Genomic DNA, 24559 nt, shown 5'->3' with positions numbered 1-24559 from the left:
TCTTTTTTTGCAAAAAATTTTACAGTTTAATATAACATTATTCTATTTTTTTCATGTATTCTATTCTTGAACTAATTGAACGTTCTGCGGATTATTTAAAATCGAAAGGAGTTGAATCCCCAAGATTAAATGCCGAATTGTTGCTTGCAAACATATTAAATTGTAACCGCATGGAATTGTATCTAAAATATGACCAACCTTTAAAAGATCTAGAAATTAACAAGTATAGAGAATTTATTTCACGGCGTGGAAAACGTGAACCGCTTCAGTACATTATTGGAAAAGTAGAATTTTATGGATTGAACTTTATTGTAAATGAAAATGTATTAATTCCACGACAAGAAACAGAAATCTTAATTGATACAGTTTTATTACAAACTGAAAAAAATAAAAATACTAAAATTCTCGATATCGGAACCGGCAGCGGAAATATTCCAATTTCTTTAGCAAAAAATTTTCCACATTCGGAAATTGATTCTATTGATATAAGCAATGATGCAATTGAGATAGCAAAACAAAATGCAAAAATAAATTCAGTTGAAGATAGAATTAATTTTATTGTAAATGATTTTAGAAATTTTAATTATTTAAAAAATCAATATGATTTGATAGTTTCAAATCCGCCATATATTAATTTGCGAGAATACAATTTGCTTGAAAAAGAATTATTAGAGTTTGAACCTAAAATTGCTTTGACTGATTTTAATGATGGATTAAGTTTCTATAAGATGATTTCGCAAAAAGCAAAATTGTTGCTCAAGCCAAAAGGAAAAATATTTTATGAAGTTGGAATTTCACAAGCTGAATCAGTGAAAAATATATTGAAAGAAAATAATTTTATAAATATTATGATTGCAAAAGATTATTTAGGAATTGACCGAGTTGTTGTAGGAGAATTAAATTGAGAGCTTTAGTTCAGCGTGTTTCTGAGGGACATGTTTATGTTAAAGAAAATTCTTATTTAGAAAAAATTAATCAAGGAATGGTAATTTTACTTGGAATAAGCGAAGACGATACTGAAAATGAAGTTTTATATATTTCCGAGAAATGTGCAAATCTTAGAATATTTGAAGATGAAAACCAAAAAATGAATTTATCAGTAAAAGATAATAATGGAGAAGTTCTAATAATTTCTCAATTCACTTTGTATGGAGATACAAAAAAAGGAAATAGACCAAGTTTTAATAAAGCTGCAAAACCGGAAATAGCGGAAAAATTATATAATTTATTTATTTTAGAAATGAAAAAACTTCTCGGCAGTTCAAAAATAAAAATGGGAATTTTTGGGGCAATGATGGAAGTGAAAATAATTAATGATGGTCCAGTAACAGTACTTGTTGAATCTAAGTAACTATATTTGTAATTTAAACTATTAAATTTATATAGAAGATTAAAATTTGCATTCAACGATTTTAATATTTCTTGATGGTGTTGGGATTGGTAAATCTGATCCCGAAATTAATCCTTTCTTCAAATATCCTTTCAAAACATTTACAGAACTTTTTGGTGAAACTCCATCTTTAGATAAACTAAAAATTTCGAAAGATGGAAGGTTTATTTTCCCAACTGATGCAGTAATGGAAATACCGGATTTACCTCAAAGCGGAACCGGACAAACTTCAATTTTCTGCGGAGTAAATGCTGCAAGAATTGTTGGGCATCATTTTGGACCTTTTCCACATTCAAGTTTGGTTCCAATAATTAAAATTCAAAACATTTTTACCAAGTTCAAAAAGAAAAAGAAGAAAGTAACTTTTGTTAATGCTTATCCAAAAGTATTTTTTGAATATATAGAATCCGGGAAAAAAAGGTTAAGTGTAACAAGCCTAAGTTGCTTGTTAAGCAATGTACCATTAAATGGTGCAACTGAATTAAGAAAAGGTGAAGCATTAAGTGCAGAAATTGATAATGATGGCTGGGTAAATAAACTTGGATATTCTTTACCGATTATAAAACCGGAAACTGCTGCGAAAAGATTATTTAAAATTGCATCGGAAAATCATTTTACATTATTTGAACATTTTTTAACTGATCATCTTGGTCATGGCAGAAATATTGAAACAATTGAAGAAAGATTAAATGTACTTGATCAATTTTTGTATTATGTAATTAAAAATGTTCCGGATAATTTTACAATTCTAATTTGTTCAGATCATGGAAATTTGGAAGACATCTCAATAAAATCACACACTACAAATCCCGCGCTTACAATTTCTGCCGGAAAATATGCAGAAAGATTATCAAACAGAATTACAAATTTATCACACATAAGGGATGCAATTCTGGAGCTTTATTAGTGGAAAAATTTCCTATAATAAAAATCGTAATTGTTTTTTGTTTAGGAATTACACTTCAAGAAATTTGCAATTTTAATTTTACCTTAATTCTCACAGCAATTATTTTCAGCGCAATTATACTTCTCATTTTTATAATATTTCCCAAAATTTTGAATCAACTATTAAATGTATTTTTAATTTTAGTTATTTCAATTATTCTGGGAATTTTTTCACTTTATATTCAAAAACTTACAATTGCAAAATATCCTTTTGAATCTCCTAAAATTACAAATGCAGAAATTGTTGCTGTAATTGATGATATTGAATTGATTAAGAAAAAGAAACTCACTTTTGAATTAAGCATATCAGAATTTAATAATCAAAAAATTTCCAATCAAAAATTTTTATGCAATTTCTGGAAAGATACTTTAAAAAATGTTGAAAAGATTTATGATGAAATAAAAATTGGGAATAAAATAAAATTTATCGGAACAGTTTCAAAAGCCAAAAATCAGAGAAATCCGGGTGAGTTTAATTATGAAGAATACTTAAATAATATTGGGATTTCCGGAGTAATAAGTTGTTATAATTATGATGATTTTGAAATTATCGACGATAGAAAATATTTTGCAACAAATTTAATTTATGAAGTAAGAAAATTAATTGATAGTAGAATTAAAGAATTATATTCTGAAGAATATTCATACTTTCTAAAGGGAATTTTACTTGCTGATAGATCCGATATTGATACGGAAACTAAAACTGCATTTACAAACACCGGAGTAATTCATGTTCTTGCTGTTTCCGGGCTTCATGTTGGATTTATTGCAATTATTATTTTTTTACTTTCTGGAAGAATTAATATTAAATTCAAATATTACTTTTCAATCATTGGAATAATTTTATTCTTAATTCTAACTGGTGGTTTGCCTTCTGTTTTTAGAGCTTCAATTATGGCAATTTTATTTTTCATTTCAAAATTATCCGGAAGAAGTACAAACGGATTTAATTCAATTGCAATTGCAGCATTTATAATTTTGGTTTTAAATCCAAGTGAACTTTTCAATCCGGGTTTTTTACTTTCGTTTTCAGCGGTTTTATCGATACTTATTATTTATCCATTTTTTTCTAAAAAATTAAAAACGTTTAGAATAAATAAAATTGTAAAAAATATTTTATTGTTTTTTTCAGTTTCAATGGCAGCACAAATAGGAACTTTACCATTCACAATTTACTATTTTAATAAACTATCAATTATATCATTATTTGCAAACTTAATTGTTATTCCGATGATCGGAATTATCGTAGCAGTTGCTGTACTTTCATTATTGCTTAGTATAATTTCGATATCGTTTGCATCAATATTCTCAGTGGCAAATTCATTTTTAATTTCTTTAATATTTTATTTTATAAAATTGCTTTCCAATTTAGATTTTTCATATATCAATATTTTTAACTTTTCAATTTATGATGGAATTATTTTTTACATTTCTATTATTTTGATTTTCATCACGTTTAAAAAATTAACTAAACTTAAAAAGTATATTTCAGTAACATCAGTAATTATTGTTGCAATTATAATTAGTAAATTTGATAATAAAAATATTCTTTCGGAATATGAATTAACAATTTTTACAATTGATGTTGGGCAAGGCGATTCTTTTTTAATTAAATTTCCAAATGAAAAAATCGCTTTAATTGATGCTGGAAATTCGACCGAATTTTTTGATTGTGGAGAATTTATAATTTATCCTTTGCTTAAAAGATTGGGGATTAATAAAATCGATTTTGCATTTATTTCACATTTGGATTCGGATCATTTTGGTGGAAGTATTTTTTTAATTCAAAATAATTTGATTGAAAATCTTTATAGACCGAAAACAAATAAAAATATTAAGGATGAACTTTATCAAAAGTTTCTTGATAAAAATAATGTGAATACTTTCTTTTATTCAGATACAACTTTTAATATTGGCGAAGTAAAAATTTCTTTTTTAAATGATACAACTAAATTAAATACATTGAATTTTAGCAGCAATGATAACAGTGGAATTGTGAAGATTGAGCATGGTGAAAATTCATTTTTATTTGTCGGTGATGCTGAGTTGGGAATGGAAGATTTTCTAATAGATAATTATTCTACAAAATTAAAATCTGATGTTTTAAAAATTGGACATCATGGAAGTAAACACTCTTCGAGCGATGAATTTTTAGAAATTGTAAATCCCAAAATTGGAATTATTAGCGCCGGAATTATGAATAAATTTAATCATCCGGCAAAAGAAGTTTTAGCAAAATTAAATGAAAAGAAAATTCAAATTCTTCGTACTGATTTAAGCGGTGCAATTATATTATCATCAAACGGAAAGGAAATAAATAATATTGATTGGAGAAATTTTTAATCAATGGAAATTTCTGAAAATATCTCTTTAAAAGATTTCAACACATTCGGAATTGGATATTCTGCAAAAAAGTTAATTAGATTTTTTAGTGAAATTGAAATTCAAGAATATTTAAAAGAAAATAAAATTATTGATGAAAATATTTTAATACTTGGCGGTGGAAGCAATATTTTATTTACACAAAATTTTAATGGAATAATTTTTCAGTCTGGAATAAGAGGAATTAAAGAAATATCTAAAACTGAAAACGATATTATTATTGAAGTTGGAAGCGGTGAAATTTGGGATGATTTAGTTAATTATTGTGTGAATAAAAATTATGGTGGAATTGAAAATCTTTCAATGATTCCCGGAACAGTTGGCGCAGCACCAATTCAAAATATTGGTGCTTACGGAACTGAGTTTGAAGAAGTTTTTGTAAGTTTAGAAGGAATTGATTTACACAAAAATGATAAAATAAAATTTGTAAAAAGTGAGTGTAAATTTGGTTACCGCGAAAGTATTTTTAAAAGAGAATTTAAGAACAAATTTATAATTACGAAAGTTGTAATAAAACTTAAATTGTCTCCTAAAATAAATCCAACCTATAAAGCAATCCAAGATGAAATTACAAAAGGTAATTATCCAAATCTTGATGTAAAATTGATTAGTGAAATTGTTAGAAAAATTCGCGCAAGTAAATTACCAAATCCAAATGAAATTGGTAATGCGGGAAGCTTTTTCAAAAATCCAACAATTAAAAAAAATCATTTCGAAAAATTAATTTTAGGAAATTCAGATTTAGTATTTTACAAGATTGATGAAAATAATTATAAAATTCCAGCTGGCTGGTTAATTGAAAATTGTGGATTTAAAGGAAAAAGAATTAATGATGCCGGAGTTCATGCAAAACAAGCTTTGGTACTTGTGAATTACGGAAATGCAAGCGGAAGCGAAATATTAAATTTAGCTGATGAAATAAAGAAGGTAGTTTTTAATAAATTTCAAATTGATCTTGAGTTTGAAGTAAACATAATTTAAGGGTGGGGTATGAGAGATTTATATGTTGTACTTGTCGGACTTTCAGTAATTCTTTACATTTTTTTTGTTTTAGGAACTGCAAGGTTAGCAATTCAAAAAAATCTGAATGCAATTTTGCTATCAACTTTTGCAGCAATAATTCCAATTGCGGTAATTTATTTTTTCGTAAATGAAGAAAATGCTTTTGTAATAATCTTAATAGCATTGGCTTTTCCGCTTCTTGCATTTTTGTTCGCATTTTTTTCCGGTGAATTTCAAAAATCGGATGACATAAAACAAACATTTTTTAATAATATAATTATGGAATTAACACAACCATTTATTGATTTATCAAAAACTTCTCAAGCTTTGTTTGGAGTAAATTTATCTTATGTTTTGGAAGGCTTAACTTATTTTGGTGTTGTTGGTTTACTTGCAATATTTTTTAATGATTATATAAATTTAGATGATATTGATGCTGGAAGAATGGTGGGAATTTTAACCGCCGGAATTACTATTGCAATGTTATTTCTTGGTGCAACGGTAGATTGGATCGGTTTAAGAAAATCGTTATTAATTGCACTTATGTTGATGTTAGTTGGAAGAATTATTTTAACACTTTCACCTCAAATTGGTATTCCGGGATTGTGGAATTCCGCACATATATATGCAATGTTGGGAATTTTAGGAATAGTTTTAGGTTATGGAATTTATCAACCGGCTTGCTATGCCGGTGTTAAGCAATTAACAAATGAAAAAACTTCAGCAATGGGTTATGCAATGCTTTACGCACTTATGAACCTTGGCGGATTTTTACCCGGAATTATTTCTCCGCCAATTCGTAAAGCATTTGAAATTACAGGTGTATTTTGGGTATATGTAATATTAACTGTTGCCGGAATTGCTGTAGTATATTTTATCATCACAAAAAAGGCAATGGCAAAAGCATTAGTAGATTTAAAATCCGATAAAAATGGAAAACAAGAAAGTAATCCTATGGCAGAAATGTCTGGTAAAGAAAAGTTTATATATTACTTGAAAAATTTTCCATTAAAAGATTTAAGATTCTTATACTTTGTATTTATTCTAATTTTCGTTCAAACATTATTTGCACATAATTGGCTTACAATTCCGCTTTATACAAGCCGCGCCTTTGAAGGATTTGTGGGAGAAAATTTCGAATTTTTTGTAAACCTAAACCCAATATTAATTTTTATACTTACACCAATGGTTACTGCTTTAACATCAAAAAAAGATACGTATACCATGATGATAATTGGAACATTTGTAATGGCATTTCCAACATTTATATTAGCATTAGGACCAACATTTGAAACACTTATGGCATATTTAATAATTATGACAATCGGCGAAGCAATGTGGCAACCAAGATTCTTGCAATGGGTTGCAGAAATTGCGCCAAAAAATATGACTGGTATTTATATGGGAATAGGACAGTTTCCATGGTTTTTAACTAAAGTAATTACAAGTCTTTATTCCGGTTGGTTTATTATGAAATATTGTCCGGATAATACACCAATTTCAGAATTAAATACAGAAACCATGTGGTTTATTTATGGAATAATTGCGATAATAAGTCCAATTGGATTACTTTTAGCAAAAGGCTGGATGCAAAAAGGTTTTAAAGTTAAACACAATGATTAAAAATTTATTTTGAGTATTAAATGTCAAAATTTAATAATGTAATTAAAAGAAGTGGTGCAATTGTACCTTTCACAAAAATTAGAATTGTTAATGCAATTTATAGAGCCGCAATATCTGTTGGCGGAAGAGATAAAGAACGTGCAGAATTTTTAGCTGATAAAGTAATTGAATATTTAGAAAATAAATTTCCGGAAAATCATAATCCGCATATTGAAGAAATTCAAGATGCAGTTGAAAAAATTCTAATTGAAAACGGACATGCAAAAGTTGCAAAAGAATTTATTTTGTATCGTGATGAAAGAAATAAAAGTAGAATGTCCGAAGCTAAAATTGCATCAAAACCGGATGAAAATATTCCTTGGGCAAAAATTTGGAGAGTTTTAGATTGGGCTTCAACACATAATTTAAATACTATCGAAAAATATAATTCAAGAATATCAAACAATGAATTTCCGCATATTGTTCATGAATCTGAAGCTGCGTATGAAGATGATTTAGATACTGCCGCAGAAATGATTTTAGAACGAAGTGATAAATTAAGAATGGTTTTTATAAGCGGACCATCATCTTCGGGAAAAACAACAACGACAATTAAAATTGAAGAACGACTCAAAAAAAATGGATTAAAATTTGCGACTGTTAATGTTGATAATTATTTCTTCGATTTAGAAGATCATCCGAAGGATGAATTTGGTGATTATGATTTTGAAACTCCGCAAGCGCTTGATTTGGAATTAATAAATAATCATCTGTTAAAACTTTCTCAAGGTGAAGAAGTTATGATTCCATATTATGATTTTAAATTAGGCAAAAGATATTTAAATCAAACGCCAATGAAACTTGGGAAAAATGAAATTATTTTAATTGATAGCTTGCATGGATTATTTCCGGCATTCAGCAAAGAAATTTCCGGGGATGTTAAGTTCAAATTGTATCTAGAGCCTTTGCTACAAATGAAAGATAAAAATAATAAATATATTCAATGGACAGATATTAGATTGATGAGAAGAATGCTACGTGATTCAGTTCATCGTGCTTATGATCCTTTGCAGACTTTGGAACATTGGCATTATGTAAGATCAAGTGAATTGAGAAATATTATTCCTTTTGCAAACTCTGCGGATTTTATAATTAATAGTGCAATGCCGTACGAATTATCTTTGTATAAATCAAAGCTTTTTACTCAGTTTAAAAATTGGGAAGAAAAATTTAAAGATAATCCGCTTAAAGAAGATGCATTTATTCGAGCAAAAAGAATTGCAAATTTTATGGAAGAAATTGTAGAAATAAGTGATGATTCACCAATTCCAAAAGATTCAGTCTTAAGAGAATTCATTGGAGGAAGTGTTTACAAATACTAATGATTAGTTTATAAAACTTTTAAAACATACGATTATAAAAAAAGATTATTACAAAAAATAAAGGAGGATTGGGGAACAATTTCTAGCAATTTAATCAAGAGGATAATAAATACAACAACAGAAAAAAGAGGAGGGGAAATGAAGATTATTAAAAATTATACAGTTTTAATAATTCTATTTTTATCAGCATCGATTAATTTATTTGCACAAGAAGATCAAGAATTTACAGTAAAAATGAGTGGTTTAGTACAAGCATGGACAAGTTACGGACAAATAAACGGAGCTGATACAAATTCAATTGGATGGGGAGTAAGAAGAGCAAGACTTGTTGCTACATCAAATTTTGGTTCAAAAATGAAAGGAACGATTCATCTTGAATTAACAAGTTTCAAACTTTTGGATGCAAAAATTGAATATTCCTTAAACAAAATGTTTTCACTTACTGCAGGAAGATTTATTGGTGCTGGTGTAAGAGGAGCTGGGTTAACTGGTGCTGGTGTGATTGATATAACTGAAAGAGCTTATTCTGCAGATACATGGGCCGTTCAAACAATAGGAGCTGATTTTAGAGATTATGGAATGGATCTTACAGCAAATATTGGTGAATTAAAAGCAAATATTACTTTACATAATGGAAGCGGAGCCGTAAATATTACCAATAAAGTTCTAGGAACACAAATACAAAATGGAGGTTTTGCTGTTAGCGGTATGTTAGTTTACAAGCCAGAGCTTTTAAAAGGATTAGAGGTCGGTGGTTATTATGGAATGGGTAATAAAGAAGTTAATGAATATAGCGCATATAATGCATATGCATATTATGATCCTGGAAAATTTAAAGTTAAAGCTGAAATAATTGGATGGTCAAAACCTTTTGGCAGTAATGATATAGCCTCAATGGGTTATTATTTACTAGGTGGATATAAAATTATGGATTGTGTTGAAGCAATTGCAAGATACGAAATTTATGATGCTAATACCGATTTAGACGAAAACGAAAGAAACTTTTTAACAATTGGTGCAACTTATTCTTTATTTCCAACGAAATGGAATGCTGGAAAAATTACTGCAGCATATGTTCTGACCGGTGAAGCAAAAGATCCTCAACATGATAATGATGTATTCCAATTGGTTATGCAATTAGCATTCTAAACAATAGAAAAATTTACTCCGATTTGAAAATTCAGATCGGAGTAATAATTAATTATCCTTCAATTAAAACAGCGGTTCCGGTTGCCGCAACCATTAACATACTTCCATTTGCTGCAATTGTTTCAAAATCTAAATCAACTGCAATAATTGCATTTCCGCCTAATGATTTTGTTTGTTCCATCATTTCTTGAATTGCAATTTGTTTAGCTTTTTTCAATTCGGCTTCATATGCAGCAGATCTTCCACCGATTATATCTCTAATTCCGGCAAATAAATCTTTAAAAATATTTGCCCCAAGAATTGCTTCTCCCGAAACTAATCCCAAATATTTTGTTATTTTTTTACCTTCAATTGTATTTGTTGTTGTAACTAACATTTTAACCTCAGTTTTGTTTAGTGAAATAAATTAATAATAATTTTTTGAAATATAATTATGAATTCAACAATAGCTGAAATAAATCTAAAAAATTTTATTTACAATTATAATATCATAAGACGAAAAACTAAAACAAAAGTTATGGCAGTTGTTAAGGCAGATGCTTACGGTCATGGTATGATTGAATGTGTTAAAGTTTTAGAAAAAGAAAAATTCTCTCCAGAATATTATGGCGTAGCATTATTGCAAGAAGGAATTGAATTAAGAAAATCTAAAATTACAGAGAAACCATTTTTGTGTTTTGCTCCAATAAACTTTCATCATATCAATTTTTATAAAAAAATAATTCCAACTATTACTTCAGAAACACAAATTAATGATTTGAAAAATATTAATTTGAATTTTAAACTTAAAATTCAAGTAAATATCAATACCGGAATGAATAGACTTGGAATTAGATTTGAAAATGCGATTGAAAATATTTTAGCATTAACAAAAATTAAAAACGTTATTGTTGATGGAATTTATACACATTTCGCAACTTCGGATGAAAAAAATAAAGAATTTGCAAATTTGCAATTAAGTAGATTTACTAAAATTATTGAGGAATTAAATATTAAAAAAATAAATTATGGAATTGCTCATTGTGCAAACAGCGGTGCTATTTTAGATATGCCTAATTCGTACTTTGATTTAGTTCGTCCCGGAATTTCACTTTACGGTTATTATCCTTCATTGGAAACCAAAGAATCAATTAGTTTAAAACCGGTTATGTCAGTCAAATCCAAAATTTCTAATATAATGGAAATTCAAAAAGGTGAAACTGTTGGATATGGAAGATTATTCAAAGCAAATAAAAAAATGTTGATCGGTACTTTACCAATTGGTTATGCAGATGGATTATTCAGAGCTTTAAGCAATAAAATTAAGGTAATTTGTAATAATAAATTTGCAACTCAATTAGGTAGAATTTCTATGGATAGAATTTCCATAAATTTAAATAAAAATAATAAATTAAATGATGAAGTAATTATACTTGGTAAAAACAATAAATTAGAAATTAATGCTTGGGATTGGGCAAAAATTCTAAATACAATTCCTTATGAAATTACATGTGCAATTAGTAAAAGAATTCCAAGAGTTTATATAAATGAATAAAATAAAAATTTTCCAGATTTTGTCTTCACAAAAATTCAATAATCAGTTTAAAATACTTATCTTTTGATAACAGAAATCTAACTTAAAGTAAATCTTTAAAAAGGAGAAGAAATAGTTTTATGGAATTATTTGCAGTCATTATGGCTGGGGGCGTAGGATCAAGATTTTGGCCAAGAAGCAGACAAGAAAATCCAAAGCAGTTAATTCAAATTTTTGGCAAAAATACAATGATTCAAGATACGGTTAGTAGGTTAGAAGGATTAATTAAAAACGAAAATATTTTCATTATCACAAATCAGATTCAAAAAAATAGTATTATAAACCAACTCAAAAATATTCCCGAAGAAAATATCATTGCAGAGCCGTTTGGAAAAAATACAGCTGCTTGTATTGGACTTGCATCAATCTTAATTCATAATAAATCAAAAGATGCAATAACAATTATTCTTCCGGCTGATCATTTAATTCAAGATCAAGCTGGATTTCAATCTACATTATTAAATGCGGCAAATTTTGCAGATAAATCTGATGGACTTGTTACAATTGGTATAAAACCAACACGACCCGAAACTGGTTATGGTTATATTCAAATAATTGAGAAACAAGTTGATAAAGAAATTTTTAAAGTACAAACTTTTGCGGAAAAACCAAATTTATCTACTGCAAAAAGATTTGTTGAAGCCGGAGATTTTTTGTGGAATTCCGGAATGTTTATTTGGAAAACTGAAGTAATATTAAATGAACTAAGTTTGTATTTGCCAGAACTTTATGAAGGTTTATTGGAATTAGAAAAAGTTATTTCAGCTGAAAATTTTAATGAAACTTTAACAAAAGTTTACGGACAATTGGCTAGCATTTCTATTGATTATGGAATAATGGAAAAATCCAATAAAGTGTTTTTGATAAAAGGAAATTTTGATTGGAGCGATGTTGGAAGCTGGGAAGAGGTTTATCAGCTTTCTGAAAAAGATGAAAATGGAAATGCGAAAATTGGAGATTTTTATGCAGAAAATTCTTTCGGAAGTTATGTTTTTAATCCCAAAAAATTTACTGCAATTGTTGGGTTAGAAAATATTATTGTTATTGAAACTGATGATGCGCTTTTAATTTGTAATAGAGATAACGCTCAAGATGTAAAACATGTTGTAGATTATCTGAAAATGAATAACAAAGATAATCTTTTGTAAAAATGAATAAAAATTAATTACCGAAATTGAAATTATTAATCTTTTACGAAAAGGTAAATTCAAATTAGAAGTTTCCGGTAATGAAATTTTTACTCCGGCTGCAAAAGATAAAATAAAAGAAAATTCTATTGAACTAATAAAAATTGATTTTAGTAAATCAATCGCAGATTCCTCACAAAAAAAAGATTGTAAAGTTAAATTGGCAATTGGATGTGATCACACCGGGTTTAAAACTAAACAAACTTTAATTTCAATATTAAGCAAAGATGGATATGAAATTATTGATGTTGGAACAAATGATGAAAACTCTTGCGATTATCCGGATTTTGCAATAAAGGTTGCCGAAGAAATAAAAAAAGGAAATGTTGATTTTGGAATTTTAATTGATGCAACCGGAATTCCTTCAGCAATTACGGCAAATAAAATTCCCGGAATTAGAGCAGCAACTTGTTACAATGAATTTTCTGCGAAAAGTTCAAGAGAACACAATAATTCTAATATACTTGTTTTAGGTGCAAAAACATTAGGCGAGGAAACAATTAAATCAATTTTAAATACTTGGTTTTCAAGTAATTTTTTGGGCGAACGTCATCAAAAAAGATTAAATAAAATTACAGATGTTGAGAATAAATATTCAAAATAATTTTAAGATGAGAAACTTGTGTTTATAGAAGATTTTAAAATTTATTCAAATATAAAAATTGCGGAAAACACTTTTGTGATTGGAGTTGAATCAAATCAAAAAGTTGATGATTTAAAACCCGGACAGTTTTTTAATATTCAAGTCTCAGAAAATTATTTTCCACTTTTACGTAGACCTTTCAGTATTTCCGATGTTCAAGGAAATAAAATTTTCTTCATGTACAAAATTGTTGGCGAAGGGACACAAATTTTATCTCAAAAAAAAATTGATGAAAAAATAAATTTACTTGGTCCACTTGGAAATAGTTTTAATCTTCAAGATGATTTTGAGAATTTAATTTTAATCGGCGGCGGAATTGGCATTGCACCGTTTCCATTTATGATTAAACAAATTCCTAATAAAAATTATAAAGTTTTGTTTGGTGTAAGAACAAAAATTGAAGCACATAATTTTGGATTGAAAAATGTATTGTATTCATCAGAAGATGGCACAATTGGAATTAAGGGAAATGTGATTGATTTACTTGATGAAGAATTAAAAAATTTGGAATTCGAAAAAACAAAAATTTTCGCTTGTGGACCAAATGCCATGTTTAGAGCATTACAAAAATATCTGAGTGATAAAAATATTTTATGTGAAGTTTCGATGGAATCAGCAATGGCATGTGGTTTTGGAATTTGTCAAGGTTGCCCAACTGAACATAAAAATTCCGATTCATATAAATTGATTTGTAAAGATGGTCCAATTTTTAACATTCGAGATATTGTGATATGAGCGAAATTGATTTATCTGTGAATGTTGGTTCGCTAAAATTAAAAAATCCAATTATGCTTGCTTCCGGCACTGTTGGCTATGGTAATGAAATATCAGAATTTATTGACTTGAGTCAGGTCGGTGCAATTATTACAAAATCAATTTCGCTTAAGCCCCGTAAGGGAAATCCACCTCAGCGAATTACTGAAACACCTTCCGGAATGCTGAATGCAATTGGATTGACAAATGTCGGCGTTGAAGAATTTATAAAAACAAAAATTCCTTTTTTAGAAAAATTAAACTCAACATTAATATGCAATATTGCAGCAAGTTCAATTGAAGAATATGTTGAGTGCGTTGAAATTTTAGATTCGCAAGAAAGTATAAAAGGATTTGAAATTAACGTTTCGTGTCCAAATGTTAGAGAAGGCGGATTGATTTTTGGAAATGATATAAACATGGTTGGTAAAATTACTAAAAAAGTTAGAGCAAAAACTTCAAAACCGTTAATTATAAAGCTCTCGCCAAATACATCAAATATTTTTGAGTTTGCAAAAGTTGTAAAAAAAGAAGACGGCGATGCAGTTTCAGCAATAAACACTTTGGTGGGAACATCATTTAATATTTATACAAGAAAGCCAAAAATAAAAAATATAACCGGTGGACTTTCTGGACCGGCAATTAAACCAGTTGCTTTAGCAAAAGTTTTGGAGATCAGCAGAAATGTTGATATACCAATTATTGGTATTGGCGGAATTATGGATTGGAATGACGTTGTTGAATTTATGATTGTTGGAGCTTCAGCAGTTCAATTGGGAACTGTTAATTTTATAAATCCCAAAGCGAGTATTGAAATAATTGATGGGTTGATAAATTTCTGCAAACAAACTTCACTAAATAAAATTTCGGATTTAATTTCTTCACGCATACTCGAATGAACATTGATTTAGCTTTAGAAAAAATTTTTTCACTTAAACAATTTCATGTAAAATTGGGATTGGAAAAAACAATCCATTTACTAAATCATATTGGAAATCCCCAAAATGAATTTAAATCTATTCATGTTGCCGGATCAAATGGAAAGGGAAGTACATGTTCATTTATCGCAAGTATTTTACAAGAACATGGCTTTAAAGTTGGATTGTATACTTCGCCGCATTTTGTTAGATTCAATGAAAGAATTAGAATAAATGGAAATGAAATTAGTGATAGTGAAATTTTAAAATTCCTTAATGCAAATAAAAAATTTATTGATAAAGAGCAACCTACATTTTTTGAAATTACAACGGCTTTAGCATTTCAATATTTCGCTAAACAAAAAGTTGATTTTGCAGTAATTGAAACCGGACTTGGCGGAAGATTAGATTCAACAAATGTTATCAATCCACTGATTTCAATAATTACGAGTATAAGTTTAGAACATACAAATATTTTAGGGAATTCATATTCTAAAATTGCTTTTGAGAAAGCGGGAATAATTAAAAATAGAATTCCAATTGTAATAGGAAAAATTCCTAAATCTGCAAAGAATGTAATTTCAAAAATTGCAAATGAAAAAAAATCAATTTTGATTGATATTCAAGATGAGATTAAAGTTTACAAAAATCATTTTACATTAAAAACGAAAAATGAATTTATTAAATTTGAAATTAAAAACTTATCCGGAACGCATCAATATTATAATGCTGGATTAGCAATAAAAAGTCTTGAAAAAATAATTCCAAAATTAGAATTTAAAGAAATTCAAATTGGTCTCGATAATGTTATTATCAACTCCGGTTTACAATGCAGATATGAAAGATTTTCTGAAAATCCACAAGTAATTTTTGATTCAGCTCACAATTTAGAAGGTGTTAAATCTTTCGTAAAGCAATTTAAAAAAGAATTTTTGAGTTTTAAAAACCGAAAATTGATTTATGGTGCTTTGAATGATAAAGATAATGAAAAAATGCTATCCCAACTGAAACCATATTTTGATAAAGTTTTTATTACAGAAGTTAATAATGAACGAGGTGAAAAGGCAAATGTATTATCCGTAATTGCTAAATCACTAAATATGGATGTAAGTATTAGCAAATATCCGGAAAAAATTATTGCAAAATTTTTTAATTCAAGGAATAATTCTGATAATTGTCTAGTTGTTTTAGGAAGCATGTATTTGTTGGGTGAAATTAAATTGAAGCTTTTAAAAAAATAACTTGACTTTATAACCGAATAAATTTTATTTTTGAATGTACCTCTTGGTCCATTCAGTTAATTCATAATTTAATAATTCATAAATTTTTTCAAAAACCCCAAAATAAATCTTGTCAAAAATTATTTTTCATGTTAAAACAAAATTAGTAGGTTCTTATGCCAATGGATATTTCCACCTTAAAGTCTAAAAAAATTGTTGACTTACTTCAAATAGCCAAAGAATACAGTTTAACCGGCGTTAATGATTTAAGGAAACAAGAATTAATTTTTAAAATCTTAGAAGCACAAACTAAAAAAGACGGACTCACATTTTCTCAAGGTGTGTTGGAAGTTTTAGCTGATGGTTATGGATTTTTAAGATCATCAGATTATAATTATCTTCCATCCCCGGATGATATTTACGTTTCGCCGTCTCAAATTAAGAGATTCAGTTTAAGAACCGGCGATCATGTAAGCGGTCAAGTTCGTCCGCCAAAAGAAGGCGAAAGGTTTTTTGCACTTCTAAGAGTTGAAGCTGTTAATGGAAAAGATCCGGAGGAAATTAGAGGTAGAACACTTTTTGATAATTTAACTCCGCTTTATCCTACAAAGAGAATAAAATTGGAATCTGCACCCGGTGAATATTCTATGCGAATTATGGATTTATTAGCTCCAACCGGAAAAGGTCAAAGAGGATTAATTGTATCTCCTCCAAAAACTGGTAAAACTGTTTTGCTTCAAAAAATTGCAAACTCAATTACAAGAAATCATCCCGAAGTAAAATTAATTATGTTACTTATAGATGAACGTCCCGAAGAAGTTACGGATATGCAGAGATCGGTGCAAGCAGAAGTAATAAGTTCAACATTTGATGAACCGCCGGAAAGACATGTCCAAGTAGCAAACATGGTTATTGAAAAAGCTAAGAGAATGGTTGAAGCCGGAGATGATGTTGTAATTTTATTAGATAGTATTACACGACTAGCAAGAGCCCACAATACAACTCAACCTCATAGCGGAAGAATTTTATCCGGTGGTGTTGATTCAAATGCATTGCATAAACCTAAAAGATTTTTTGGAGCCGCAAGAAATATTGAAGACGGAGGAAGTTTAACAATTCTTGCAACTGCTTTAATTGATACCGGAAGCAGAATGGATGAAGTAATTTTTGAAGAATTTAAAGGAACCGGAAACTTGGAAATTGTACTTGATCGTGCGCTCTCCGATAGAAGAATTTTCCCGGCGTTTGATGTTAATAAGTCCGGTACAAGAAAAGAAGAATTGCTTATGACCGAAGAGGAATTAAATAAGGTATGGATTTTAAGAAAACTTTTAAGTAATTATGATACTATTGAAGCTATGGACTTCTTATTAGATAAAATGCGCGGTACAAAAAATAATAAAGAGTTTTTGCAAAGTATGAATAGTTAATTTTACTGAAATTAAAGTCAATTAGTGAACTTAAAAGTTAGGAAAAAATTGAAGACAAGAATTTTTGTTTTATTTCTAATTATAAATTTTGCAGTTTATTCACAAGAAAAAGAAAAAAAAATTCCGGTATTTCTTGAACATCATTCACTAATTGTTGATGGAAATCAAAAAGAATTTTTAACTTATAAAATTCCTTACAATGTTTTGCTATTTACAAAAGTTGAGGATATTTACGAATCCAAATTTTCTATATCAATTGAATTTTATGATTCCACACTTTTTATTTTACGTGAAATAAAAACTTCAATTGCCCAAACTTCCGATTATGAAATGACAAAGAAAAATTCAATCTATTATCAAGATATGATTGAATTTGAAATCCTTCCCGGCAAATATAATCTCAATATTAATTTACTTATCGAAGGAGTTGATGGACAAATTGATCTTCCGCCATACAAAATAAATGTTGAAAAATTAAATGAAAAGAAAATTCATAATCCGATTTTTATTGAAAAAAATAAAACATTTTCGAATGAAAATATATTGTTAAATTTTTCAAACTCAATTCCACTTTCTGCAAATAACTATGATATGCTTGTAAGCTTTACTGATACTTCCATAAATAAAATAAATTATATAATCACTCAATTTGATAAAGAGATAATTAAAGATTCAGCAAAAATTTATTTTGATGGAGAATTAAAATTCATTAAGCAAAAAGATTTAATTTTCGTTTCTCAAAACAAATCAAATAAATCTCAAAATATTTTTTCCATTTCAAATTTTTCAAAATTGTTGAATGAAGGAAAGGCAGAAATAGAAATTTCATATAACAATCAAAAAGAAAAATTTCCTTTAGAAGTTACTTGGATAAATAAACCAAAAGTACTTGCAAGCCCGGAATATTCTATTAGACTTTTAAGTTACATTGAAGATGAAGAAGTAGTAAAAGACTTACTTTTTACGGATGAAGAAAAATATTATCAAAATTTAAAAGATTATTGGAGTTCAAAATTTTCCACCGATGGTATAAAATATAATTATGCAATGAATGAATATTATTTGCGCGCAGATTATGCAATTGAACATTTTTCATCTTTAAATTCCAATGATGGTGCAGAAAATGATCGTGGAAGAATTTATATAACTTATGGAAGACCTACTTCAATTGAAAGAAATTATTCCGAAAGAAATGAAATAATGGAAGTTTGGAATTATGAAAAGTTAGGAAGAGATTTCATCTTTAAAGATACAACCGGAACCGGAAAATTTATTTTAGTTAAATAAAGTATGAGAAAGTTTGCATTTACTTGTGGCGATGTGAATGGTATTGGTCCCGAAATTGTTATAAAATCTCTCAACAAATTAAATCCTAGAAAACAATCGCAAATCATTTTTATTTGTCCACATAATATTTTTATTGAAACTCTTAAAAATATTCCTGCAAAATTTGATTTTATTATTACGAAAAATATTTTTTCAGAATTGAATAAAAACAAAGTTCTTATATATGATTTAGGACATGTAAATTCTGATTTAGGCAAACCTACAGTAACTTCGGGAAAAGTTTGTTACAATTCAATTATAACTGCATGTAATTTTGCAAAAGAAAATTTAATTCAAGCAATAATTACGGCGCCAATTTCCAAATTAGCTTTACACAAAGCAAAAATAAATTTTCCCGGACATACAGAATTATTAGCTGATTTTTTTAGTGTTAAAAAATTCGCAATGATGTTTCTCAGCAATAAAATTAAAGCTGGCTTAACATCAATTCATATCCCAATAAAAAGTATTCCGAAAGAAATTACAAATAAAAAACTTTCTGAAATTTCGGAAATAATTCAAAAAAGTTTGCAAACAGATTTTAAAATTAAAAATCCAAAAATTGCAATGTTGGGATTAAATCCTCACGCTGGTGAAAATGGTAAAATTGGAAAAGAGGAAATTGAAATTATAAATCCACTTATAAAAAAAACTAAATATTTATTTGGACCATTTGTACCAGATGCTTTTTTCGGAAATCATTTATACAAAAATTTTGATGCAACAATTGGATTATATCACGATCAAATTTTAATCCCATTCAAATTAATGAATTTTAACAGCGGAGTAAATTTTACGGCTGGATTACCAATTGTTAGAACTTCACCAGATCATGGAACTGCATTTGATATTGCCGGCAAAGGAATTGCAAATCCTCAAAGTATGCTTGCCGCATTTAAGTTTGCAGAAATAATTTTGAAAAATAGAAATACAATTTTTTAATGATTGCAAAACCTTATACTCACTTCTCAGAACTTTATGCGTATTTAATGAAATCGGTTGACTATAAATTTTGGGCAAAATACATTAAAGAAATTCATAATACAATTGGAAACAAGCAGGATATTGCTTTGGAATTAGCATCGGGAAATTGCAAACTTTCTCAAGAACTGCAAACACATTTTCAAAAAATTTATGTAAGTGATATTTCAATTCAGATGCTCAAGCAAAATTCCAATTGCACTAATAAAATTTGCTGTAATATGATTTCATTACCGTTTAAAAATAAATTTGATTTTATATTTTCAACATTTGATTCTATAAATTATCTTTGCGATGAAAATCAACTAAATCTTTTTTTTCATAACATAAAAAATTCATTATCAAAAAATGGCAATTTAATTTTTGATGTAAGCTTAAAAAAAAACAGTTTAAAACATCTAAAAAAATTAAATAGAAAAGGTGTTTATAAAAATATTAAGTATGAACAAATTAGCACATTCGATGAAAAAACATTAATGCATGAAAATAAAATTATTTTCCAATTTAAAGACGGAACACAAATTACTGAAATACATAAACAAAAAATTTATGATTTTTATTATTATTTTGATGTTATAGAATCAAATAATTTATATGTATCTGAATGTTTGGAAGCATTTGATTTTATTAACGGTTCGCCGAAATCTGATAGAATTCAGTTTATTGTAAAAAGGAAAAAATAATGCTCACATTTACAAATGTAGAATTTAAATATTCAAATCAATCTATTTTTAATAATCTTAATTTATCGCTTAGTGAAAAAGATTTTGCATTTTTAATTGGTAAAAGTGGGGTTGGAAAATCTACACTTTTACAATTAGTTTATATGGATATTTTACCCCAATCGGGTTATGTACAAGTTGGTGAATTTAGCTCAGATACAATTAAATCAAATCAATTACCAAGTTTAAGAAAAAAATTGGGAATAGTTTTTCAAGATTTTAAACTTTTGGAAGATAGAAATGTTTATAATAATTTAGCATTTGTGCTTCATGTAACTGCAACTCCGAGAAAACAGATTAAAGAAAAAATTATGCATGCTCTGAAAGCTGTTGGACTAGAACATAAATATAAAAATATGCCAAATCAACTTTCTGGTGGAGAGCAACAAAGAGTTGCAATTGCCAGAGCAATAATAAATGAACCAAAACTAATTTTAGCTGATGAACCAACCGGAAATTTGGACCCAAAAACTTCAGAAGAAATAATGGCAATTCTAAAAAATATTAATGATAAAGGAACTGCAATTTTATTTGCAACTCACAATTATGATTTAGTGAAAAAAAACGATGCAAAAATATTTAAGATTGAAGACGGCAAAGCCGTAAAAGTAAAATTAAGAGCAAGTACAGAAAATTAATTTATTGCTTCAAAAATTTTAGTAGAGATTTCTTCAACAGATTTTGTTCCATCAACTTTAATTACAATATCTAATTTTTCAAAAAAATCTAAAACCGGTTTTGTTGCACTATGAAAAATTTGAAGCCGATTCTTAATAACTTCTGCTTCATCATCTTTCCGTTTAACAAAACTATTTTTACTTCCGCAAAATGGACAAGTTAAATCATCTTCTAATAAATTAAGATTAACAATTCCCTTACATTCTGTGCATGTTCGTCTTTGTGTAAGTCTATCTATAATAATTTCATCATCAGCCTCAAGACTAATTATTTGAATTTTTTCTGATGTAATTTTTTCAATTATTGGATGCAAAATTTCTGCTTGATGTAATGTTCTCGGAAATCCATCTAAAATAAATCCATTTTTGCATCTATCTTCTTTCAGCACATTTTCAACTAATTCAACCATAATTTCATCCGGAACAAGTTCACCTTTATCAGTAAATTTTTTTGCTTCCAAACCTAATTTGTTTTCTTTGCAAATTGCTTCTCGTAAAATATCTCCGGTTGAGATGTGCGGAATACTTAATTTTGAAGAAATAATTTTAGCTTGAGTTCCTTTTCCAACTCCCGGTGCTCCGAAAAAAATCAGCATTTTCATTTTTATTTATCTCCGTAATACATAAATTATTTATATAAAAGTTTCTTAATTAACGTTTCTCTTTTTTATAAAAAATGATTGCAGCAAATTTTTACTTTCTTCAGCATAAATTCCGGAAAAGACTTTAACATCACTATTATATTTGTTATTTGATAAGAGATTATAGATTGAACCGGCAGCTCCGAGTTTGCTTTCAAAAGCACCAAAATAAACATTTCTAATTTTTGATAAAAGAATAGCACCGGAACACATCATGCATGGTTCTACCGTTATATAAATATCACAATTATTTAAATATTTTTCTTTCAGATAATTTGAGGCGGCAGTTATTGCAATCATTTCTGCGTGTGCAGTTGTATCGTTTAGCATTTGTACTTGATTATGTCCGCGACCAATAATTTTATTTTCAAAAACAACAACAGCGCCAATGGGAACTTCATCTTTTTCGAAGGCAATTTCAGCTTCTTGTAAAGCAGCAAACATAAATCGATATACGTTTTCGGAGAAAAGCAAAACATTTATAATAGTTTGAGTTGTACGCCCGGAAGGATTTGAACCCTCAACCCTCTGATCCGAAGTCAGATGCTCTATCCAGTTGAGCTACGGACGCATAAAATATTTATACGCAAATATATTATTTTACCAAGGAATAAGAAAGTCCGATATTTAATAGAATTTGAAATAATAATAAAAAGTTTTGTAGATAAAGATTCATAAAAAATTCTTAAATTTACCGACTTTATTTAGTGGGTTAAAATGAAATATTATGAAAAAAATTGGGAGGAAAATTTTGAAATAAAAGCTTCAAAAATTTCCGGAGCTGGATTAGGAGTTTTTACCAAAAGAAATATCAAGAAAGGTGAGCATATAGGATTTTACACCGGTAAAATTCTTAATGCAAAACAACTAAGCAGAGAACCATATATTTCTTCACTATTTATTTTACAGATTACAAAAAATTATTTTATTTATGGTGAAGGAAAAGGATCAAATTTTGTAAGTTATATTAATCATTCTAATAAACCAAATGCGGAATTGGTAGTTTCAACAAGATGGAAAACCGCACGAATTGTTGCAATTAAAAATATTAAACAAGGTGATGAAATTTTTTATAATTACTCAGATGAATATTGGAAAATATTGGAAAAAACACCAAAGTAAATTGATATATGCAATTTAAAATGTAAAAAATAATTTTGTATATTTGAAAACAAAATTTGCACCCGTAGCTCAATTGGATAGAGCGTCTGACTACGGATCAGAAGGTTTGGGGTTCGACTCCCTACGGGTGTACAAATATTTCTTTCATATTTATCTCCAATATTTCTAAATCAAACAATTTTAATCACTTTACATAGAAATCAAGTTTAAAGTTTATAAAAATTTCAACCGAAAATTTTTTATTGATGTTATCTAATCTTTGACTTTCGAAGTAAAATTTTAATAAAAATCGAATTTTTTGAAACTAATTTTTTGTTTAATTGTATAGATTCACAAAAAATGAAAGAATTTTTATGGAAATAAATATCTGGTTTTGGATTGTTTTTAATTTATTTGTTCTTTTAATGTTAGCTCTTGATCTTGGAGTTTTTCATAAAAATACACATGAGGTTAATACAAAAGAAGCGCTTATATGGACCGGCGTTTGGATCTTATTGGCGATGTTATTTAACATTTTAATTTATAATTTATTTGGTGAAACTAAAGCTCTTGAGTTTTTTACGGGCTACATTATCGAAAAAGCACTTAGTGTTGACAACATTTTTGTATTTGTCCTAATATTTTCATTTTTCCAAATTCCATCAAAATATCAGCACAAGGTTTTGTTTTGGGGAATTATTGGAGCTCTCATAATGCGTGTAATTTTCATTTTTGCTGGCGTTGCATTACTTGAGAAATTTCATTGGACAATTTACATTTTTGGAGCAATTTTAATTTATACCGGAATTAAAATGCTTGTTCAAAAACATAAAAAAATTGATCCTGATAAAAATCCTATTATAAATCTTTTTAAGAAATTTATTCCAACAACCAGTAATCTACACGGTGAAAAATTTTTTATAACTGAAAAAAATAAAAAAACTGCAACACCACTTTTTATTACTTTAATTTTTATTGAATTAACTGATTTAATTTTCGCAGTGGATAGTATTCCGGCTATTTTGGCAGTAACTCAAGATCATTTTATTGTTTATACAAGTAACGTTTTTGCTATTCTTGGACTTCGTTCGCTTTACTTTGCATTAGCAAAAATTATTGAAAGATTTAAGTATTTATCGGTTGGACTGGCAATTATTTTAATATTTGTTGGAATAAAAATGGTGATAATTGATTATATAAAAATCCCAATTCAGTATTCTCTTCTTACAATAATTGGAATTTTAATTATTAGTTTATTGTATTCCGTATATAAAACAAATATTCCAAACAAAAATAAGTTTTGATTTGCATAATTCTTGAATAATCTTTTGTTAAAACTAATACAGTAATTTTTTTTAAAACTAATAAATAAAGTTTTATCAATTTTATAAATTATTATTACTATGATATAACAATTTCTTCAATTCTTTCCTCAAAAGAGTTTGTAACTCAATTTTAATTTTATTTCCCAATTTTTTGAATAAATTAACTAATATTATTATGGCATAGTATTAGAATATTAATTTCTAAAACAAT

24 protein-coding genes and 2 tRNA genes are annotated in these 24559 nt (G+C 27.9%); 22 read left to right on the top strand and 4 right to left on the bottom strand.

Annotation, left to right across the window (positions count from 1 at the left end):
* Positions 1 to 53: 53 nt before the first annotated feature.
* The 8 genes from prmC to IPM32_16115 all read left to right on the top strand — a co-directional run bounded on the left by prmC (position 54) and on the right by IPM32_16115 (position 9852).
* Positions 54 to 905 carry a peptide chain release factor N(5)-glutamine methyltransferase gene (prmC, locus tag IPM32_16150; protein MBK8946783.1) on the top strand — a complete coding sequence of 284 codons (852 nt, stop codon included), beginning with the start codon at positions 54 to 56 and terminating at the stop codon, positions 903 to 905.
* The gene (locus IPM32_16145; protein MBK8946782.1) at positions 902 to 1351 is read left to right on the top strand and encodes a D-tyrosyl-tRNA(Tyr) deacylase; all 450 of its coding nucleotides are present in this window, start codon (positions 902 to 904) and stop codon (positions 1349 to 1351) included. Before prmC ends, IPM32_16145 begins: the two co-directional genes overlap by 4 nt.
* Before the next feature lie 46 nt (positions 1352 to 1397).
* On the top strand, positions 1398 to 2297 hold the full coding sequence (locus tag IPM32_16140) for a metalloenzyme (GenBank protein ID MBK8946781.1): 900 nt from the start codon (positions 1398 to 1400) through the stop codon (positions 2295 to 2297).
* Positions 2297 to 4678 carry a DNA internalization-related competence protein ComEC/Rec2 gene (locus tag IPM32_16135; GenBank protein MBK8946780.1) on the top strand — a complete coding sequence of 794 codons (2382 nt, stop codon included), beginning with the start codon at positions 2297 to 2299 and terminating at the stop codon, positions 4676 to 4678. Before IPM32_16140 ends, IPM32_16135 begins: the two co-directional genes overlap by 1 nt.
* Before the next feature lie 3 nt (positions 4679 to 4681).
* Positions 4682 to 5698, top strand: a complete 1017-nt coding sequence (murB, locus tag IPM32_16130; protein MBK8946779.1) for a UDP-N-acetylmuramate dehydrogenase — start codon at positions 4682 to 4684, stop codon at positions 5696 to 5698.
* A gap of 9 nt (positions 5699 to 5707) precedes the next feature.
* Positions 5708 to 7342 carry an MFS transporter gene (locus IPM32_16125; GenBank protein ID MBK8946778.1) on the top strand — a complete coding sequence of 545 codons (1635 nt, stop codon included), beginning with the start codon at positions 5708 to 5710 and terminating at the stop codon, positions 7340 to 7342.
* Positions 7343 to 7362: 20 nt separating this feature from the next.
* Positions 7363 to 8703 carry a response regulator SirA gene (locus IPM32_16120; protein ID MBK8946777.1) on the top strand — a complete coding sequence of 447 codons (1341 nt, stop codon included), beginning with the start codon at positions 7363 to 7365 and terminating at the stop codon, positions 8701 to 8703.
* Between the two features lie 138 nt (positions 8704 to 8841).
* Positions 8842 to 9852, top strand: coding sequence for a hypothetical protein (locus IPM32_16115; GenBank protein ID MBK8946776.1), 1011 nt, complete (start codon positions 8842 to 8844; stop codon positions 9850 to 9852).
* A 52-nt stretch (positions 9853 to 9904) separates the two neighbouring features.
* Here IPM32_16115 and IPM32_16110 read toward each other — a convergent pair whose 3' ends face one another.
* The gene (locus tag IPM32_16110; protein MBK8946775.1) at positions 9905 to 10228 is read right to left on the bottom strand and encodes a heavy metal-binding domain-containing protein; all 324 of its coding nucleotides are present in this window, start codon (positions 10226 to 10228) and stop codon (positions 9905 to 9907) included.
* Positions 10229 to 10285: 57 nt separating this feature from the next.
* Between IPM32_16110 and alr the strand changes: the two genes are divergently transcribed.
* The 11 genes from alr (at position 10286) to ftsE (ending at position 21242) form a co-directional block, all read left to right on the top strand.
* Positions 10286 to 11386 carry an alanine racemase gene (gene alr / locus IPM32_16105; protein ID MBK8946774.1) on the top strand — a complete coding sequence of 367 codons (1101 nt, stop codon included), beginning with the start codon at positions 10286 to 10288 and terminating at the stop codon, positions 11384 to 11386.
* Between the two features lie 119 nt (positions 11387 to 11505).
* Positions 11506 to 12573, top strand: a complete 1068-nt coding sequence (locus IPM32_16100; protein ID MBK8946773.1) for a mannose-1-phosphate guanylyltransferase — start codon at positions 11506 to 11508, stop codon at positions 12571 to 12573.
* A 160-nt stretch (positions 12574 to 12733) separates the two neighbouring features.
* On the top strand, positions 12734 to 13216 hold the full coding sequence (gene rpiB / locus IPM32_16095; GenBank protein ID MBK8946772.1) for a ribose 5-phosphate isomerase B: 483 nt from the start codon (positions 12734 to 12736) through the stop codon (positions 13214 to 13216).
* Between the two features lie 18 nt (positions 13217 to 13234).
* A complete protein-coding gene (locus tag IPM32_16090; GenBank protein ID MBK8946771.1) occupies positions 13235 to 13990 on the top strand; it encodes a dihydroorotate dehydrogenase electron transfer subunit in 756 nt (251 codons plus the stop codon).
* Positions 13987 to 14907 (top strand): dihydroorotate dehydrogenase, encoded by a 921-nt coding sequence (locus IPM32_16085; GenBank protein ID MBK8946770.1) that lies wholly within the window; start codon positions 13987 to 13989, stop codon positions 14905 to 14907. Before IPM32_16090 ends, IPM32_16085 begins: the two co-directional genes overlap by 4 nt.
* Positions 14904 to 16166: a bifunctional folylpolyglutamate synthase/dihydrofolate synthase gene (locus IPM32_16080; GenBank protein ID MBK8946769.1), complete on the top strand. Its 1263-nt coding sequence runs from the start codon at positions 14904 to 14906 to the stop codon at positions 16164 to 16166. Before IPM32_16085 ends, IPM32_16080 begins: the two co-directional genes overlap by 4 nt.
* A 161-nt stretch (positions 16167 to 16327) precedes the next feature.
* Positions 16328 to 17575, top strand: coding sequence for a transcription termination factor Rho (gene rho / locus IPM32_16075; GenBank protein ID MBK8946768.1), 1248 nt, complete (start codon positions 16328 to 16330; stop codon positions 17573 to 17575).
* A gap of 48 nt (positions 17576 to 17623) precedes the next feature.
* Complete coding sequence (locus IPM32_16070) at positions 17624 to 18862, top strand: GWxTD domain-containing protein (protein MBK8946767.1); 1239 nt, start codon at positions 17624 to 17626, stop codon at positions 18860 to 18862.
* Positions 18863 to 18865: 3 nt separating this feature from the next.
* Positions 18866 to 19843, top strand: coding sequence for a 4-hydroxythreonine-4-phosphate dehydrogenase PdxA (gene pdxA / locus IPM32_16065; GenBank protein MBK8946766.1), 978 nt, complete (start codon positions 18866 to 18868; stop codon positions 19841 to 19843).
* A gap of 47 nt (positions 19844 to 19890) precedes the next feature.
* The gene (locus IPM32_16060; GenBank protein MBK8946765.1) at positions 19891 to 20565 is read left to right on the top strand and encodes a methyltransferase domain-containing protein; all 675 of its coding nucleotides are present in this window, start codon (positions 19891 to 19893) and stop codon (positions 20563 to 20565) included.
* Positions 20565 to 21242, top strand: a complete 678-nt coding sequence (ftsE, locus tag IPM32_16055) for a cell division ATP-binding protein FtsE (GenBank protein MBK8946764.1) — start codon at positions 20565 to 20567, stop codon at positions 21240 to 21242. Before IPM32_16060 ends, ftsE begins: the two co-directional genes overlap by 1 nt.
* Here the strand turns inward: ftsE and IPM32_16050 are convergent.
* The 3 genes from IPM32_16050 to IPM32_16040 all read right to left on the bottom strand — a co-directional run bounded on the left by IPM32_16050 (position 21239) and on the right by IPM32_16040 (position 22493).
* Positions 21239 to 21877 (bottom strand): adenylate kinase, encoded by a 639-nt coding sequence (locus IPM32_16050; protein MBK8946763.1) that lies wholly within the window; start codon positions 21875 to 21877, stop codon positions 21239 to 21241. The two genes, ftsE and IPM32_16050, sit on opposite strands and share 4 nt — an antisense overlap.
* 51 nt (positions 21878 to 21928) lie before the next feature.
* Positions 21929 to 22366 carry a nucleoside deaminase gene (locus IPM32_16045; protein MBK8946762.1) on the bottom strand — a complete coding sequence of 146 codons (438 nt, stop codon included), beginning with the start codon at positions 22364 to 22366 and terminating at the stop codon, positions 21929 to 21931.
* Positions 22367 to 22419: 53 nt separating this feature from the next.
* Positions 22420 to 22493, bottom strand: a tRNA-Arg gene (locus IPM32_16040).
* A gap of 146 nt (positions 22494 to 22639) precedes the next feature.
* Between IPM32_16040 and IPM32_16035 the strand changes: the two genes are divergently transcribed.
* The 3 genes from IPM32_16035 (at position 22640) to IPM32_16025 (ending at position 24327) form a co-directional block, all read left to right on the top strand.
* Positions 22640 to 23044, top strand: coding sequence for an SET domain-containing protein-lysine N-methyltransferase (locus IPM32_16035; protein ID MBK8946761.1), 405 nt, complete (start codon positions 22640 to 22642; stop codon positions 23042 to 23044).
* Between the two features lie 58 nt (positions 23045 to 23102).
* Positions 23103 to 23176: transfer RNA gene (locus tag IPM32_16030), tRNA-Arg, on the top strand.
* A 221-nt stretch (positions 23177 to 23397) separates the two neighbouring features.
* Positions 23398 to 24327 (top strand): TerC family protein, encoded by a 930-nt coding sequence (locus tag IPM32_16025; protein MBK8946760.1) that lies wholly within the window; start codon positions 23398 to 23400, stop codon positions 24325 to 24327.
* Positions 24328 to 24559 lie beyond the last annotated feature (232 nt).

The sequence above is a fragment of the Ignavibacteriota bacterium genome, from assembly GCA_016716225.1.
In the GTDB taxonomy this organism is placed as follows: domain Bacteria; phylum Bacteroidota; class Ignavibacteria; order Ignavibacteriales; family Melioribacteraceae.
This window is presented reverse-complemented; position numbering and strand designations above follow the sequence as displayed.